Consider the following 17,006-nt stretch of genomic DNA (forward strand, 5'->3'; position numbering starts at 1 on the left):
ACGGCGAACACCTCATCGTTGCCTGAAAGCACACTAGGATGCAGCTATGAGCTTTGAAGGTGGAGGGCGTTTGGACACGTCCCGCGTCCAAACGGGTGGTTCGGGTGGCGGCGGTGGCCGCGGCATGGTCGTCGGAGGCGGGCTCGGTGGATTGCTCCTGACGATCGTCCTGGGTCTGATCTTCGGCCAACCGGTTGTGGGCGGTCTGGACGGTGCGCTGAACCAGTCGACGTACGACGAGTACTCCACCGGTTCCGGCAATGACGCCGCAGCGCAGAATGAGCTGGCCGAGAAGTGCCAGACCAGCGAAGACGCGAACTCCCAGACGGACTGTCGTGTGGTGGCGACGGCGAACAGCCTGGACGCCATGTGGTCGACCTACCTGCCGGAGAGCGCGGGCGTTCAGTACAACATGCCGGGCCTGGTCCTGTTCAGCGGCTCCGAGTACTCCCCGTGCGGGACGGCCTCCTCCGCCACCGGTCCGTTCTACTGCCCGTCCAACCAGACCGTGTACCTGGACTCGTCCTTCTACTCCACTCTCCAGAGCGATTTCGGTGCCGAGGGTGGGCCGCTGGCCGAGGAGTACGTCCTGGCCCACGAATTCGGCCACCACATCCAGTACCAGCTCGGTTACCTGGGGGCAGCCAGCCAGGACCAGCAGGGTGAGGACTCGGGCGCGGTGCGCGTGGAGTTGCAGGCGGACTGCTACGCCGGTGTGTGGGCCAACCGCGCATCGAGCGACGACTTCACGGGTGGCGTCAACCTGGAGAAGCTGACCGAAGACGATCTACGCTCCGCGTTGTCCACTGCCGAAGCCATCGGTGACGACCACATCCAGCAGACCACCTCCGGTCGGGTCAACCCGGAGGCCTTCACACACGGCACGTCTGATCAGCGCGTTGCCTGGTTCATGGCCGGGTCCAACGACGGCGACATCGCGAAGTGCGACACCTTCTCCGCCGGGAACCTGGACGATCCCGCCTCGATCCGCGGCTGAGGCAGACGGGCCCGGAGCTGCGAACGGAACCGGGTCGGGGCGTCGTCGTCCGGGATCATGCCTCACCCGACCATGCCTCACCGGTGGAGGCCTGTTGAACGCTTGAACTAGGCTCGACTTGTCTTGATCGGACAACGACGTCAGGAGAAAGCGTCCATGAAGTTCCTGTGCCGCATGCAGGTCCAGTTCCCCGAGTCCATGTCGGCCGAAGAGGTTGCGCAGAAGCAGGCCCAGGAGAAGGAGTACTCCCAGGCTCTCCAGCGCTCGGGTGAGTTCGAGGCGATCTACCGCGTGGTGGGCAAGTACGCCAACGTCTCCATTTTCGACGTCGAGTCCAACGACCGCTTGCACGAGATCCTCTCGGGCTTCCCGATGTTCCCGTACATGAGCATCGAGACCACTCCCCTGAGCAAGCACCCGAACTCGATCCGCTGAGTGACGCACAAAACCCCCGCCGAGTGTCCGTTTCCGGTCGCCTCAAGGTGTCTGAGGCGACCAGAAACGGACACTCGGCGGGGGTTTCCTCCGCGAGGCGGATCAGATGTTGAAGCCCAGGGCCCGCATCTGGTCGCGGCCGTCCTCCGTGATGCGCTCCATGCCCCAAGGGGGCATCCATACCCAGTTGACGCGCCATTCATCGACCAGCGTGCCGATGTTCTGCTCGACCTGCTCCTCGATCACGTCCTGCAACGGGCAGGCCGCGGTGGTGAGGGTCATGTCGAGCTTGAGGGCCCCGTCGTCCATGTAGGACGCGCCGTACAAGAGCCCCAGGTCCACGATGTTGACCCCGAGCTCGGGGTCGATCACGTTCTTGAGCGCTTCCTCGATCTCCTCGATCTGCGGAGCACCCTGCGGAATGTCAGTGGTCTCGGTCATGACGGTTCCTTACCGGCCGGCGGCGGCGGCCACGTACTTGTCGTAGCCCTCTTCCTCGAGCTTGACGGCCAACTCCGGGCCGCCCTGTTCCACGATGCGCCCGTCATTGAACACGTGGACGTAATCGGGCTTGATGTAGCGCAGGATCCGGTTGTAGTGCGTGATGAGCATGACGCCCATGTCGTTGGATTCCTTGGCGCGGTTCACGCCCTCGGACACCACCCGGAGGGCATCGACGTCCAGGCCGGAGTCCGTCTCGTCCAGCAGCGCCATCTTGGGCTTGAGCAGTTCGAGCTGCATGATCTCCATGCGCTTCTTCTCACCGCCGGAGAAGCCTTCGTTGACGTTGCGCTGGATCATGGCCGGGTCCATCTTCAGCTGCTCCGCGACGGCCTTGACGTCCTTGGTCCAGGTCCGCAGGGACGGTGCTTCGCCGTCCACGGCGGTCTTGGCCGAGCGCAGGAAGTTGGAGGTGGTCACGCCGGGGATCTCCACCGGGTACTGCATGGCCAGGAACAGGCCGGCTCGGGCGCGCTCGTCCACGGACATGTCCAGGACGTTCTCCCCGTCCAGGGTCACGGAACCGGAGTCCACGCGGAACTTGGGGTGACCGGCGATGGTCGAAGCAAGGGTGGACTTGCCGGAGCCGTTGGGGCCCATGATCGCGTGCACCTCACCGGAGTTGATGGTGATGTTCACGCCCTTGAGGATCTGCTTGCTGTTCTCGTCGTCGAGCAGGACCGATGCTTGCAAGTCCTTGATTTCCAAAGTGCTCAATGTGTCTCCTGAAGTGCTTCGAAAGGTGGTGTGGGCCCTCGGTCCGTGACCGGGGCTCAGTGATCGGCGTTGGACAGTTCAGCTTCGACGACGTCGCGCAGACGCGCCTCGATGCCCTCGTCCTCGATCTGCTGGAGAATCTCGAAGAGGAAGCCGCGAACCACCAGGCGGCGGGCCTCCACCTCCGGGATACCGCGCGACATGAGGTAGTACAGGTGCTCGGAATCGAGCTGGCCGGTGGTCGACGCGTGGCCGGCACCGGCGATCAGCCCGGTCTCGATCTCGAGGTTGGGGATGGAGTCCATCCGTGGCCCGTCGTTGAGAATCAGGTTGCGGTTGAGTTCGTAGGTGTCCGTGCCCTCTGCCTCGGGGCGGATCAGGACATCACCGACCCACACGCCGTGCGCCCCGCGACCCTGCAACGCCGACTTGTAGGTCACGCGCGAGACGCAGTTCGGCTGCGAGTGGTCCACGAACAGGCGCGACTCGAGGTGCTGGTCGTCGTCGACGAAGGTCAGACCGTACATCTCGACCTCGGCACCTGGCCCGGTGTAGCGCACGGCCGGGGTCACGCGGACGGTGTCGCCGCCGAGGTTGACGGAGACGTGCTTGAACCGGGCGTCCCGTCCGAGCTTGCCGTGCTGGGCCGAAGCGTGGGCGGTGCCCTGGTCCTGCCACTCCTGCAAGGTCACCACGGTCAGGTTCGCGGAGTCCCCCACCAGGAACTCGATGTTCTGGCTCACGACGGCGGTACCGCTGTGATGCAGGACGATCCGCGCCTTCGAGAACGCCTGGGCGTCCACGATCAGGTGCTGAGCGGCGGGGTCCGTGTGGGACCCCTTGATCTCGACCAGGACGGTGTCCGCGATCTCGGCTTCCCGGGGAACGGTGATCACCGTGGCCTCGCGGAAGTGTGCCCACGCGTTGGCCGACAGCCGGTCCTCGGGAATGCCGGCGGAGCCGACGCGGGCGTCGTCGCGACCCACGGTCTCCACCCTGACCAGATCCGAACCGGAAACGGTCACGGCCGGAGCTTCTGCCGTCAGTTCGTCCGAGTGCAGGCCCTTGAGGCGCTTGAGCGGGGTGAAGCGGAAGTCCTCCTCACGGCCCGTCAGCTCGGGAAAGTCCGCCAGGTCGTAGGACGCGGTGCGCTCGGCGCGGGAGTTGCCGGCGGGCTTCTTGGCGCCCTTCGGCAAGGCGACCTCGACCTCGCGCTCGTCCGTCGCGGTGCTGTGCTCGGTGGCCAGCTTCTCGCCCTCCTGGGTCATGCCCGGAATGGCGATGCGTGCCTCGTCGGTGCGGACACCTTCGACCAGATCCTCCTCGGCGGTGGTGGTGCCGGGGGCGGTGTTCGTGGCGGTGTTGGACATGTCAGCCAACGGATCCCTCCATCTGCAGTTCGATCAAGCGGTTGAGCTCCAGCGCGTATTCCATGGGCAGCTCGCGGGCAATCGGCTCCACGAAGCCGCGCACGATCATGGCCATGGCCTCTTCCTCGGCGATGCCGCGCTGCATGAGGTAGAACAGCTGCTCCTCGGACACGCGAGACACCGTGGCCTCGTGGCCCATGGACACGTCGTCCTCGCGGATGTCGACGTACGGGTAGGTGTCGGAGCGGGAGACGGTGTCGACCAGAAGGGCGTCGCAGACCACGTTGGACTTGGCGTTCTTGGCGCCTTCGCGGACCTGCACCAGCCCGCGGTAGGCCGAGCGGCCACCGTTACGGGCCACGGACTTGGACACGATCGACGACGACGTGTTGGGGGCGATGTGCACCATCTTGGAACCGGTGTCCTGGTGCTGCCCCTCTCCCGCGAAGGCGATCGAGAGGGTCTCACCCTTGGCGTGCTCCCCGGTCATGTAGACCGCCGGGTACTTCTGGGTGACCTTGGAGCCGATGTTGCCGTCGATCCACTCCATGGTGGCGCCCTCGTGCGCGATCGCGCGCTTGGTCACCAGGTTGTAGACGTTGTTGGACCAGTTCTGGATGGTCGTGTAACGAACGCGGGCGTTCTTCTTGACCACGATCTCGACCACCGCGGAGTGCAGCGAATCGGTCTTGTAGATCGGGGCCGTGCAGCCTTCGATGTAGTGGACGTAGGAGTCCTCGTCGGCGATGATCAGCGTCCGCTCGAACTGACCCATGTTCTCGGTGTTGATGCGGAAGTAGGCCTGCAGCGGGATCTCCACGTGAACGCCCTTGGGGACGTAGACGAACGATCCACCGGACCAGACGGCGGTGTTGAGAGCACCGAACTTGTTGTCCCCGACGGGGATCACGGTGCCGAAGTACTCCTCGAAGAACTCGGGGTGTTCGCGCAGCGCGGTGTCGGTGTCCATGAAGATCACGCCCTGCTCCTCCAGGTCCTCACGGATCTGGTGGTACACGACCTCGGACTCGTACTGTGCGGCCACACCGGCCACCAGGCGGGAGCGCTCCGCCTCCGGAATGCCAAGCTTCTCGTAGGTGTCACGGATGTCCCCGGGCAGGTCCTCCCAGGACTGCGCCTGCTTCTCGGAGGCACGGACGAAGTACTTGATGTTGTCGAAGTCGATGTCCGACAGGTCCGCACCCCAGGTGGGCATGGGCTTGCGGTCAAAGAACTTGAGCGCCTTGAGCCGCATGTTGAGCATCCACTCAGGCTCGTTCTTCTTGGCCGAGATGTCGCGGACCACGTCCTCGTTCAGGCCGCGTCGAGCGGAAGCACCCGCGACGTCGGGGTCGGCCCAGCCGTATTCGTAGTTCCCGATCCCCTCCAGCTCAGGGTTCTTCTCCAGAATGTCGCTGATGACGGTGTCATTCGCGTTCGTCACGTCAGTCATGACGGCCTCCTCTTGTCGAGCAGTGTGTCGGGTGGTTCAGGTCGGCAACGGGCTGGGGCCCGCGCTCACACCGTGGTCGGTCGGTTGGTCTTCTGACCTGCCGCGGGACGCGACAGGGGAACATGTGTGTTGCAGACGTGGGCCCCGGCAGCGAGGGTCGACAGTCGACGGATGTCGACATCGAGCAGGGAGCTGATCATTCGGGTCTCGGCATCGCAGAACTCCGGGTGCCTGGTGGCGATTTCCTGCAGCGGGCAGTGGCCTTGGCACAGTTGGGCGGACAGCACCTTGTGTCGTGCAGGCCCGACCTTGACGATGGTCGCAGAGGCTGCGTACCCGTCGGCCGACAACAACTGGGCCAAGACATCCAGGCGCTCTGCGACGTCGTCGCCCGCGGCTTCCACGGTGGGCCGGTAGCGCCGCTCCATCCGCTGGAACTGCGCCGCCACGAACTCCCGCAGCGCCGTCTCTCCCCCGAGGTCCCGGATGGCACCGAGCGCGTCCGCGGCGATCCCGAGGTAGTCGTTGCCGATCCGCTCATGGCCTTCGGGAGCCACGACGTAGCGACGTGCGGGTCGCCCGGCACCCGCACCGTGACGGCGGACCATGGTCACCTCGATGAAGCGGTCACGTTCGAGGGCATCGAGATGCCGGCGGATGGCAGCGGGCGTGAGGTCGAGCAGTCGCCCGAGGTCGCGGGCCGAAACGGGGCCGTGCTCCAGAACTGTGTTGAGCACCCTGGATCGGGTGTTGGACTCCGCGGACTCCTCAAGGTTGAGCGGGGTACGGACGGAACCTGAATCGGTGTCGGTCATGACTTCCCTCCCTCTGCTTACCTCGGCCTGGGTTCTGGTGGTCTCAGCGGCATGTTCGCCGGAATGCCTCGGCGGAAGCTCCTGCGCGCTTGGCTGGCCACGTGGCGTGACGCCGCAGGGTTCTGCTGCACGTCGTCGTCACGAACGCTCCGACACCGAGACCTTGCCCGGGTGCTTCGCTGCACCCCTGAAATACACAACCAAAGTATGACGCAATTGATTCCGTGTGCCTAGCAAGGGTGACCTCACCTGGGATGCGCGACAGCGCCACGCTTAATGTGACTGGTTCAGAATAACTCAGTGTGTCGGGTCCGTGACCGGGCTGGTCGTGACGGCAGCCGGGTCTGCGGTGAGGGCAAACGCCTTCTCCACCGCGAAGGCGACGACGGCCACCAGCGTGGCGGAACCCACCAGGTGCAGGCAGACCGCCACGATCGGCAGTCCGTTGAAGTACTGGTAGAAGCCGACCGCGGCCTGGAACACGAGTACGCACAGCACCGTGGCGTAGGCGTTCCAGATCGGTCGAGGCCACCCGTTCCTGCCCACGATCCTGCCCGCGATCAGGGACAGGACGAGGAGTGCCACCAGCACGTAGACCGGCAGCGCATGGGCGCGCGCAATGACGACGGCGTCGAAGGCGTGCCGGGCGATCTCACCGGAATCCCCGGAGTGGGGCCCCGTACCGGTGACAAGAGTTCCCAGGTACACGATCAACAGTGTGAGGAACGCCATGCCCAGGGCTGTGGCTCGGATGATTCCCCTGGCGTGTCGTGCCTGGCCGGGTTGTTCCTTGGCGTCCACTTCAGGCAGCCCGGCTCGCCGGCAGCGGTTCACGAGGATTGCGGAGAGGTAGATCATGGCCGCCGAGAGCATGAAGTGAATGCCAACGATCCAGGGATTCAGGCCCGTACGGACGGTAATTCCACCGACCACGGCCTGCAGGGGGATACCGAGTCCGAGCACCAGGGTCAAGCGGAAGAGATCCGGGCGTTCCTTGCGCATGCGGATCACGGCAAGGAAGGCAGCGATCGCCACGAGGGTCAGCACGAACGTGAGTAGCCGGTTACCGAATTCGATCGCACCGTGGATGCCCATCGCAGCGGTAGAGGTCCAGGAGTCGTCCGTGCATCGCGGCCACGTGGGGCATCCCAGTCCGGAACCCGTCAGGCGGACCAGGCCGCCGGTCAGGATCAGCAGTGAGTTGGCGAGCAGTGAGGCCCATGCGGTGGCACGTACCCACCCGTCCACCTGCGTGCGGAACAGGAAGTCACTGATCTTCCGTCGAACGTCCTTGGCCTCCCTGCCGCCCTTCACCGGCTTGGTCCCTGTGCCTGGTTCACCACGCGACGTGTCGTCGGCGGGAGTCGAAGCGGGGTCGGTCGGTGCGAAGCTCACGTGGTCACGTCCAGAACGGAATTTGGAGGGAGAAAGGGAAAAGATGTCTCCGTCAGTCTAGCTCCACCGGAACCACCGGGCCGTTGCGGCCCACGCAGCGACCGCCCAGACAGCAAGGATCAGGAGCGGTCCCGCGAGACCCGCGGACGCTCCCGGCACGAGCACAGCCCGCAGGGCGTCTCCCAACGCAGCCGAGGGCAACAGGGCCACGACGGGTGCAACCCACTCCGGAAGCGCCGCGGCCGGTGCCAAGGTACCCCCGGCGACCGCCAACAAGACCCAGAGGAGATTGACGACAGCCAACGTGGCTTCGGCGCGCAGCGTTCCGGCCGCCAGCATTCCCAGTCCGGTGAAGGCAACGGCCCCGAGCACCAGGACGGCCAACGCCGCCAGAACCCCCGGCAGGGACGGATGCCAACCGAGGACCATGGCGACGACGCCGATGAGCAAGCACTGAAATCCCAGGACCAGTAGGATCGCGCCCAGCTTCCCCGCCACCAAACCGCTGCGACCCAAGGGCGTGGTGGCCAGCTGGCGGAGCACCCCGTACCGCCGGTCGAAACCCGTCTGGATGCCCTGACCGGAGAAGGCGTTCGAGATCACGCTCAGGGCCAGGACGCCGGGAACCGCGTAATCGATGCGGGTGGTGCCCGGTAGCAGGACCGTGTCCAGCAGGTCCATCTTCGTGAGGGCGACCAGGGCGATCACGGGAAGGATCACCAACAGGAGCAGCTGCTCACCGTTGCGCAGCATGGTGAGCGCTTCGTACTTGGTCTGGCTCGCCACGCGTCGAGGCATGGGGGCCGCCCCGGCCGCTCTCGCATGACCAGCTACTGCGCTTCGTGCGTGGTGTTGTTCCTTTGTGGTCATCGGATCTCCCGTCCGGCAATTGCCAGGAACACGTCTTCAAGGGTCCGGGGCTGCAGGGTCATCGACGTCGGCAGCTCGCCCGTGTCCGCCAGCCACGATGTGATGTGGGCCAAGACTTCAGGACGGATGTCACCGGTCACCGTGACCCGGTCGTCTTCGAGGGTCACGTTCAGCCCGATGGATCTCCCGAATGAACTGACTCCGGTTGGCGGCTCCTCGGACTCAGATGTGGACCGGCCCGACGAGACCGGTGGAGCCGACTCCCAGGCCCTCCGCTGGCCCGCCGTCAATCCGATGCGCAGCGCGCCGGGGCGTCCGCCGTCATCCCCGGCGATGAGTTCCGCCACAGTCCCCGAGGCACGCACCGTGCCTCGGGCCACGATGACGACGTGGTCGGCCAGACGCTGGGCGTCGTCCAGGAGGTGCGTGGTCAAGACCACCGCGGTGCCCTGTTCGCGCAACTGGGCGATCAGTTCGAAGACCACGGTTCTGGACTGTGGGTCAAGGCCGGCCGACGGTTCGTCCAGGAAGACGATCTCCGGGTTCCCGGCGAGGGCGGCGGCCAGCGCCACGCGCTGACGCTGCCCGCCCGAGAGACGACGTAGCGGGGTCCGGGCAAAGGAATGGATGCCGAGTCGGTCCATGAGCCCGGACATGTCCGCGGGCTGCCGGTACATGGAACTCACGTGCCGTAGGAACTCTCCGGGTCGGGCGGACTGCGGCAGGCCGCCGTCCTGGAGCATGACACCCGCCCGGGACCGGAGCAGAGGTCCCGCGTTCCAGGGGTCCTCCCCCAGCAGTCGGACAGTGCCTCCGGTGGGCTTGAGCAGGCCCTGCGCGCATTCCAGCGTGGTGGTCTTCCCGGCACCGTTGGGACCCAACAAAGCCGTAACCTGGCCGTGGGCCGCGACGAAACTCAGTCCGTTGACGGCCCGCACGGCGTGGTGCCCCCGACCGTGGGAGACGTTGAACTCCATCGAGAGGGCGCGTACTTCCAGCGCGGGCAGCTGCTGGTCGGCATCCGTTGGGGTCAGGGGGTGGTCCATCGGCACTCGGTCAGTCTAGGTTCTGCCGACCGACTAATCGGTCATGGCGTGCCGGACCACGCGCACGGCAGCTTCGATCCGTTGCCTGCTCTGCGTGGTCACCGGGTGCAGCGGACGCCGCGGCGCCGAGGTGCGAACCCCGCACACGTCGTTGAGGGCATAGATCGAACTCAGGGGACGTTCCCAGCGCAACACTTCGATCAGGGGACGCAGTGCCTCCTGCCAGCGCCGGACCGCGTCCTCATCTCCTGTGACCGCGGCGGTCCGGAAAGCTGTGAACTCCCGCGGCAGCGCGGCGGCCAATCCGGTGTGCCATGCGGCGCTCGCGATTGCGTCGTCGACGATCAGGTGCGCACTGGCCACACCGTAGGTGGTTCCTGGGTCACAGAGTTCGTCGAAGAGGTGCCGCCGGTTCTGCAGAGCACGCGCGGAGTCGGCGGTGTCCTTGAAGGCCACCACGTTCTCCAGCCGGGTGAGCTCAGCGGCCAGGTCCACGGGGTACACGAACCCCGTGGTGGCGGGATTGTTGTCCAGGCACAGCGGCAAGCTCACCGAGGAGGCCACGGTCTCCACCTGATCGGCAATCTCCGGCGACCGGAGTGCCACGTAGGACAGCGGGTTCACCACCAAGCCGTCGGCACCCGCGTTCTCCGCGTCCCAACCGAGTTCAAGGACACGTTGAGTGGTCAGGGCGGAGATGCCGACGCCCACGGGCACGCCGGAGCCCTTGGCGGCGGCCACGGCGGTGCGCACGACATTGCCACGTTCCTGGTGATCGAGGTACGCGAAGGACCCCGCCGTACCCAGGACGCAGATCGCTTCCACACCGGAATCGGCCAGACGTTCGATCTGCTCGGCGAAGGTGACCAGATCGATCGCCCCGCCGGGAAAGAACGGAGTCACGGGGTAGGCGACCAGGCCGGAGAACTGCATGGTCAGCATGATGTGCCCTGCACTGTGGTCACAGGATGGGGCCGCCGATGAAGGGGTCCACGGCCACGGACACGAAGACCAGCGTCAAGTAGGTGATGGAGCTGTGGAACACCCGCATGGCCTGCTTGTCCGTGGGCTCCCCGGCGTTGGCGGTGTGGAGCAGGCGGTGGCACTGGTAGGCGAACCATGCCCCGGCGGCCAGGCACACGGAGGCGTAGAACCACCCGGCGCCGCCCACGGGCACCAGCAGCAGGGAGCAGATCACGGTGGCCCACGCGTAGAGGACCACCTGGGACGCGACCTTGCCCGCCGGGGAAATGGCACCCAGCATGGGGATTCCCGCGCGCGAGTAGTCATCCGCGTACTTCATGGACAGCGGCCAGTAGTGCGGTGGAGTCCACAGGAACACGACGGCGAACAGCACCATCGCGGGCCACGCCACCGTGCCGGTCACCGCGGCCCAGGCAATGACCACGGGCATGCAGCCGGCGACTCCACCCCAGACGATGTTCTGGGGTGTGCGGCGCTTGAGAATGATCGAGTAGAAGACGGCGTAGAGGAAGATCGCCAACGCCGTCAGGACCGCCGACAGGACGTTGACGAACACCAGGAACCAGGCCACGGAGACGATCGCGACCACCCAGGCGAACACGAGAGCCTCGCGGTCCCCCACGACCCGCGTGACCAGCGGGCGCTTGGAGGTGCGCTTCATGAGCCGGTCCGACTCGCGGTCGATGTAGGAGTTGAAGGCTCCGGCCGCGCCGGCGGACAGGGTTCCGCCGATCAGGGTGTTGAGGATCAACCAGAAACTGGGCATCCCCTGCTGAGCGAAGATCATGGTCGGCACGGTTGCAATCAGCAACAGCTCCACGATCCGGAGCTTCATGAGCTGCAGGTACGCACGGACACGCTCGGTCAGGGTCGTGGAGCGAGGAACACCGGCCGCCGGGCTGTGGCCGGGCCCGCTGTCGGGTACCACGGCATGCTCCGAGGCCTGCGCTGAGCTCACGTGTTCGCTCTCCCTGAGTAGTTGCTGTCGACCGCTCCGCCCGCCCGAGGTCATGAGCGTGACACCCGAAAACGTGGGGTTCGCACGGCACGAACGGAGACTTTCCTGCCACTCTACCGCCCGCCCGCCCGGAACGAAGAACCCTCGCGACAGAAGCGAGAACCGCGCACCGTCCGTGATCGGCGGTGATTATGCCGGGGGCGCAATGATGACGAAACCGGCCGTCGGCGTGTGCTCAGGCCTGCCCGGTTGACCTAGGCTGAACCACGGACAGCCCCGCGTGTCGCCGGTGTCTCGAACTCAGGTGCCACGCGCGTATCGCCTTAGGAAAGGACACCGTGCCCGTGCCACACGCTGAGCAGCTCACCTGGACCGATTTGGATCGCCGTGCCGTTGACACCGTGCGGGTCCTGGCCGCGGACGCCGTCGAGAAGGTGGGCTCAGGTCACCCCGGCACGGCCATGAGCCTGGCGCCGGCCGCGTACCTCCTCTTCCAGAAGGTCATGCGCCACGACCCCACGGACGACCGCTGGACCGGCCGCGACCGGTTCATCCTCTCCCCCGGGCACACGTCCCTGACGCTCTACCTCGAACTCTTCCTGGGCGGCTTCGGGCTCGAGATGGGTGACATCGAATCGTTGCGCACATTCGAGTCCAGGACACCGGGCCACCCCGAATACCGCCACACCAAGGGCGTCGAGATCACCACCGGGCCGCTCGGCCAGGGCCTGGCCTCCGCCGTCGGCTTCGCCTACGGACAGCGTTACACCCGCGGGCTCTTCGACCCCGAGGCTGCTCACGGCGAATCCCCTTTCGATCACCACGTGTTCGTGATCGCCTCCGACGGCGACCTTCAGGAAGGCGTGACCTCCGAGGCGTCGTCGCTGGCGGGGCACCAGGAACTGGGGAATCTGGTGGTGATCTACGACCAGAACCAGATCTCGATCGAGGACGACACCGACGTCGCCTTCACCGAGGACGTCGCCAAGCGCTACGAGGCCTACGGCTGGCACGTGCAAACCGTGGACTGGACCAACGGCGGTGACGGGGAGTACGTGGAGGACGTTCAGGCCCTCTACGACGCGATCCAGGCCGCAAAGGCCGAGACCGGTAAGCCGTCGTTGATCTCACTGCGCACGATCATCGGCTGGCCTGCTCCGAACAAGCAGAACACCGGTGGAATCCACGGGTCCAAGTTGGGTGCCGAGGAATTGGCCGCCACGAAGGAGGTCCTGGGCTTCGACCCCGAGGCGCACTTCGCCATCGACGACGAGGTCCTGGCCCACACCCGTGAACTCGTCCAGCGCGGTGCTGCGGATCGTGCCGAGTGGGAGGAGTCCTTCAAGGCCTGGCGCGAGGCCAATCCGGAGCGCGCAAAGCTCTACGACCGGTTGCGTGACGAACAGATGCCGGAGAACTACGCGGCGGTCTTCCCGACCTTCGAACCGGGCAAGGACGTTGCCACGCGGTCTGCCTCCGGCAAGGTCATCAACGCCATCGCCGACACCTTCCCCGAGCTGTGGGGCGGTTCCGCGGACCTGGCAGGTTCGAACAACACGACCATCGAGTCGGCGGCGTCGTTCATCCCCGCCGAGCGTTCCACGTCCAAGTGGTCCGGCAACCCGTACGGACGGGTGCTGCACTTCGGCATCCGCGAGCACGCGGCGGCTTCGATCGTCAACGGCATCACGATGTCCACCCAGACGCGCGCCTTCTCGGGCACGTTCCTGATCTTCTCGGACTACCAGCGTCCCGCGGTCCGCCTCGGTGCACTCATGGGCGTCCCGTCGATCTACGTCTGGACGCACGACTCCATCGGTCTGGGTGAGGACGGCCCCACACACCAGCCCGTCGAACAGCTCTCGGCCTTGCGCGCAATCCCGGCGCTGGACGTGGTTCGACCGGCCGATGCGAACGAGGTCTCCGTCGTCTGGCGCACCATCCTGGAAGGGCGGGAACGGCCTGCGGGCATCGCGCTGACGCGCCAGAACGTGCCCACGTTCCGTCGTGAGGACATCGACGACGACGGCCAGGGTGAGAAGTTCGCGTCAGCCGAAGGAGCTGCCCGGGGCGGGTACGTCCTGGCCGATTCGGAAGGCACCCCGGACGTGGTGCTGATCGGTACCGGCTCCGAGGTCCAGCTGGCCGTGGCCGCCCGCGAACAACTGGCGGCCGAAGGGATCAAGGCACGCGTGGTTTCCATGCCCTGCCGTGAGTGGTTCGACGCCCAGGATGCGCAGTACCGCGAGTCCGTGATTCCGTCCGGGGTCCGGGCGCGCGTGACGGTCGAGGCCGGCTCGGCGATGTCCTGGTACGACCTGTTGGGGTCCTACGGCCGTGCCGTCGCGCTGGATCACTTCGGCGCCTCCGCCGCGTACGAGAAGCTGTACGAAGAATTCGGGATCACCGCCGAGGAAGTCACGGCCGCGGCGCGCGATTCGATCGCCGCCGTCGCCACCGACCGCGCGTGAACCCCACGAGGACCGCCAAGACTTGGCCCACCGCCCCCGGACCGGGCCGACCGCAGCTAGCACGTTAGGAACTGAGGATGACCACCTCCACCAAGAAGCTCTCCGAGGCCGGAGTCTCCATCTGGCTCGACGACCTCTCCCGTGAACGTTTGACCAGCGGGAACCTCCAACAGCTCATCGACGAGAAGGATGTCGTCGGTGTGACCACGAACCCGACGATCTTCGCGGGTGCGCTGTCCAACGGCGCCGCCTACGCGGAGCAGGTCAAGGAACTGGCCGCCGAAGGCGTCGACGTCGACGAAGCGGTTTTCCGCATCACCACCGACGACGTCCGGGACGCCTGCGACGTCTTCGCCTCGATCGCCGAGGCCACACAGGGCGTGGACGGACGCGTCTCGATCGAGGTCGATCCCCGTCTGGCCAACGACCCCGAGGCAACGGCCACCATGGCGCGTCGCCTGGCCGAAACCATCGACCGGCCCAACGTCCACATCAAGATCCCCGCAACCGAGGCCGGACTGCCGTCGATCACCGAGACCCTCGCCGAAGGTGTGTCGGTGAACGTGACGTTGATCTTTTCGCTCGAGCGGTACCGCGCCGTCATCAACGCCTACATGGCGGGACTCGAGAAGGCACTCGAGAACGGCAAGGACCTCTCCACCATCCACTCGGTGGCCTCGTTCTTCGTGTCGCGCGTGGATTCCGAAGTGGACAAGCAGCTCGAGGCCGTCGGCACCGACGAGGCCCTCTCCCTCAAGTCCAAGGCCGGGTTGGCCAACGCCCGACTGGCCTACCAGGTGTACGAGGAAGCCATCGGTACGGAGCGGTGGAAGCGTCTGGAGTCCGCCGGAGCGAACGTCCAGCGTCCCTTGTGGGCCTCGACCGGCACGAAGGACCCGGCCCTGCCGGCCACGCTTTACGTCGACGGACTGGTGGCACCCAACACGGTGAACACCATGCCGGAGAAGACCCTGGATGCGACCGCCACGGACGCCGAGATCACGGGTGACACGATCACCGGCACGTACGCGGAGTCGAACGCCCACCTGGATCGTCTCGCCGCCCTGGGCATCGACTACAACGACGTCGTGGCCAAACTCGAGTCCGAGGGCGTGGAGAAGTTCGAGGCCTCCTGGGCCGAACTGCTCGAAACGGTGCAGACCGCACTGGACCAGGCACGCTGACACGGCGGCGGGCGTCGTGGGCCCACCCGGGCCCCGCGGCGCCCGTCACCATCTGCCGCCCGCAAACTCACCCATCACCCAAGAGGCGCACCAGAGACGTGCGCACAGAGAGGACGTCATGAGTTCACTGTCCGTCATGCTCACCGGTGCGGCACGCGAAGCCGCTGAACGTCACGTTCCGACCCTCGTCCAGGAGAAATTCGCCTCCAGGCTCTTCGCCAAGGACCACACCATGTGGGGCGCGGCGGCCGAGGACGAAGCCGGAAAGCGTCTCGGCTGGGTGGATGCGGCCGAGGTGTCGCGGCCCCTGGTGGCCCAGATCAACGAGCTCCGAGATTCTTTCGCGGCTGAAGGCGTGGACCGATTCGTCCTGGCCGGCATGGGTGGCTCCTCGTTGGCCCCGGAGGTCATCACCAGGACCGCGGGGGTCGAACTGTTCGTCCTGGACTCGACGGACCCCGTCATGGTGCAGGCGGCCCTGTCCAAGGACATCGCGCGCACCGCCGCGGTCATCTCCTCCAAGTCGGGATCCACGGTCGAGACCGACTCCGCGCGTCGTGCCTTCGAGAAAGCCTTTGCCGACGCCGGTATCGACGCCGCACGCCGCATGGTCGTTGTAACCGATCCGGGATCGCCGTTCGACGAGTCCTCCCGTGCCGCCGGGTACCGGGCTGTGTTCACGGCTGACCCCACCGTGGGTGGGCGGTTCTCGGCCATGACGGCTTTCGGGCTGGTTCCCTCCGGTCTGGCGGGCGTGGACCTGGACGCGCTGCTGGACGAGGTGGACGAGGCCGCGGAGGCTCTGCGCGAGGATGATCCGGACAACCTCGGCTTGTTGCTGGGCGCGGCCATGGGCGGCACGTCGCCCCTGCGCGACAAGCTGCTGATCCAGGATCTGGGCTCCGGCATCGTCGGCTTCGCCGACTGGGCCGAACAGCTCATTGCTGAGTCCACGGGCAAGGACGGAACGGGTATTCTCCCCGTGGTCGTGGCTCAGGACGTTCCTGAACTCAAGGCACCCGTGGCCTCGGACGTGCTGCCGGCGTTCCTGGTTCCGGTGGATGCGGACACGGTGCCCGACGGTGACGCCGTCGCAGTGGCGGGGTCACTGGGTGGCCAGATGCTGCTCTGGGAGGTTGCAACCGCGGTGGCGGGCAAGCTGATGGGGATCAACCCGTTCGATCAGCCCGACGTGGAGTCGGCCAAGTCCGCAACGCGCGCGGTCCTGGCGGACAAGCCGGAGCAGACCGCCGCGGACCTGGTGGACGGCTCCGTGGAGATCCGTGGCGACGCCGGACTGCTGGGCGAGGCACAGAACCTGACGGAGGCCCTGGAAGCCCTCCTGCAGCGGCTTCCCGCCGACGGCTACCTGGCTGTGCAGGCGTACTTCGATCGTCTGACCTGGGCGGAGCTCGAAGAGGCGCGGCCGCTTCTGGCGAAGGCCACCAGGCGACCTACGACCTTCGGCTGGGGACCCCGGTTCCTGCACTCGACGGGTCAGTTCCACAAGGGCGGCCCGGGCGTGGGTGTGTTCCTCCAGATCACGGCAGAGTCGGACACCGATCTGGAGATCCCCGGCATCCCCTTCACCTTCGGGGAACTGATCTCCGCCCAGGCCGACGGCGACGCGCAGGTGCTCTCCGAACACGGGCGCCCGGTGCTGCGCTTGCGTCTGAAGGACCGCGAGACCGGCGTCTCCCAGGTGCTCGACGTCCTACACGCACTCGCCCAGTCCTGAACGTGAGGACCGTCGCGGGGGGGGGGGGGGGGGGGGCCCCCCACCCCCCCCCCCCCGCGACCCCTCGCCAGG

At 66.4% G+C, this 17,006-nt stretch carries 15 protein-coding genes; 5 read left to right on the plus strand and 10 right to left on the minus strand.

All coding sequences use genetic code 11. The features are described from left to right. Positions 1 to 46: 46 nt before the first annotated feature. Complete coding sequence (gene ypfJ / locus EDL96_RS05480) at positions 47 to 997, plus strand: KPN_02809 family neutral zinc metallopeptidase (protein ID WP_123824790.1); 951 nt, start codon at positions 47 to 49, stop codon at positions 995 to 997. A 156-nt stretch (positions 998 to 1,153) separates the two neighbouring features. After that, positions 1,154 to 1,432 carry a muconolactone Delta-isomerase gene (catC, locus tag EDL96_RS05485; RefSeq protein WP_123824791.1) on the plus strand — a complete coding sequence of 93 codons (279 nt, stop codon included), beginning with the start codon at positions 1,154 to 1,156 and terminating at the stop codon, positions 1,430 to 1,432. 102 nt (positions 1,433 to 1,534) lie between these two features. Here catC and EDL96_RS05490 read toward each other — a convergent pair whose 3' ends face one another. The 10 genes from EDL96_RS05490 to EDL96_RS05535 all read right to left on the minus strand — a co-directional run bounded on the left by EDL96_RS05490 (position 1,535) and on the right by EDL96_RS05535 (position 11,541). Continuing rightward, positions 1,535 to 1,873: a metal-sulfur cluster assembly factor gene (locus tag EDL96_RS05490; protein ID WP_123824792.1), complete on the minus strand. Its 339-nt coding sequence runs from the start codon at positions 1,871 to 1,873 to the stop codon at positions 1,535 to 1,537. 9 nt (positions 1,874 to 1,882) lie between these two features. After that, positions 1,883 to 2,650, minus strand: a complete 768-nt coding sequence (gene sufC / locus EDL96_RS05495) for a Fe-S cluster assembly ATPase SufC (protein WP_123824793.1) — start codon at positions 2,648 to 2,650, stop codon at positions 1,883 to 1,885. A gap of 56 nt (positions 2,651 to 2,706) precedes the next feature. Continuing rightward, positions 2,707 to 3,918 carry a Fe-S cluster assembly protein SufD gene (gene sufD / locus EDL96_RS05500; RefSeq protein WP_123824850.1) on the minus strand — a complete coding sequence of 404 codons (1,212 nt, stop codon included), beginning with the start codon at positions 3,916 to 3,918 and terminating at the stop codon, positions 2,707 to 2,709. Between the two features lie 103 nt (positions 3,919 to 4,021). Beyond that, on the minus strand, positions 4,022 to 5,473 hold the full coding sequence (gene sufB, locus EDL96_RS05505) for a Fe-S cluster assembly protein SufB (RefSeq protein ID WP_123824794.1): 1,452 nt from the start codon (positions 5,471 to 5,473) through the stop codon (positions 4,022 to 4,024). Positions 5,474 to 5,538: 65 nt separating this feature from the next. After that, entirely contained in the window at positions 5,539 to 6,288 is a 750-nt protein-coding gene (locus tag EDL96_RS05510) for a helix-turn-helix transcriptional regulator (protein WP_123824795.1), read from the minus strand. A 297-nt stretch (positions 6,289 to 6,585) separates the two neighbouring features. Continuing rightward, positions 6,586 to 7,683, minus strand: a complete 1,098-nt coding sequence (locus tag EDL96_RS05515; RefSeq protein ID WP_233568707.1) for a COX15/CtaA family protein — start codon at positions 7,681 to 7,683, stop codon at positions 6,586 to 6,588. A gap of 57 nt (positions 7,684 to 7,740) precedes the next feature. Further along, positions 7,741 to 8,481, minus strand: a complete 741-nt coding sequence (locus tag EDL96_RS05520) for an ABC transporter permease (RefSeq protein WP_233568708.1) — start codon at positions 8,479 to 8,481, stop codon at positions 7,741 to 7,743. 68 nt (positions 8,482 to 8,549) lie between these two features. After that, positions 8,550 to 9,599, minus strand: coding sequence for an ABC transporter ATP-binding protein (locus EDL96_RS05525; protein ID WP_325049536.1), 1,050 nt, complete (start codon positions 9,597 to 9,599; stop codon positions 8,550 to 8,552). Positions 9,600 to 9,632: 33 nt separating this feature from the next. Then, a complete protein-coding gene (locus EDL96_RS05530) occupies positions 9,633 to 10,541 on the minus strand; it encodes a dihydrodipicolinate synthase family protein (RefSeq protein ID WP_233568709.1) in 909 nt (302 codons plus the stop codon). A 19-nt stretch (positions 10,542 to 10,560) separates the two neighbouring features. Continuing rightward, the gene (locus EDL96_RS05535; RefSeq protein WP_407656911.1) at positions 10,561 to 11,541 is read right to left on the minus strand and encodes a heme o synthase; all 981 of its coding nucleotides are present in this window, start codon (positions 11,539 to 11,541) and stop codon (positions 10,561 to 10,563) included. Between the two features lie 344 nt (positions 11,542 to 11,885). Here EDL96_RS05535 and tkt point away from each other — a divergent pair, with 344 nt between their 5' ends. The 3 genes from tkt (at position 11,886) to EDL96_RS05550 (ending at position 16,934) form a co-directional block, all read left to right on the plus strand. Further along, entirely contained in the window at positions 11,886 to 14,012 is a 2,127-nt protein-coding gene (gene tkt, locus EDL96_RS05540) for a transketolase (RefSeq protein WP_123824854.1), read from the plus strand. Positions 14,013 to 14,089: 77 nt separating this feature from the next. Then, positions 14,090 to 15,196, plus strand: coding sequence for a transaldolase (gene tal / locus EDL96_RS05545; RefSeq protein ID WP_123824798.1), 1,107 nt, complete (start codon positions 14,090 to 14,092; stop codon positions 15,194 to 15,196). Between the two features lie 118 nt (positions 15,197 to 15,314). Further along, on the plus strand, positions 15,315 to 16,934 hold the full coding sequence (locus EDL96_RS05550) for a glucose-6-phosphate isomerase (RefSeq protein WP_123824799.1): 1,620 nt from the start codon (positions 15,315 to 15,317) through the stop codon (positions 16,932 to 16,934). Positions 16,935 to 17,006: the final 72 nt, after the last annotated feature.

The sequence above is a fragment of the Kocuria soli genome (genome assembly GCF_003797835.1).
Classification (GTDB): Bacteria; Actinomycetota; Actinomycetes; order Actinomycetales; family Micrococcaceae; genus Kocuria; species Kocuria soli.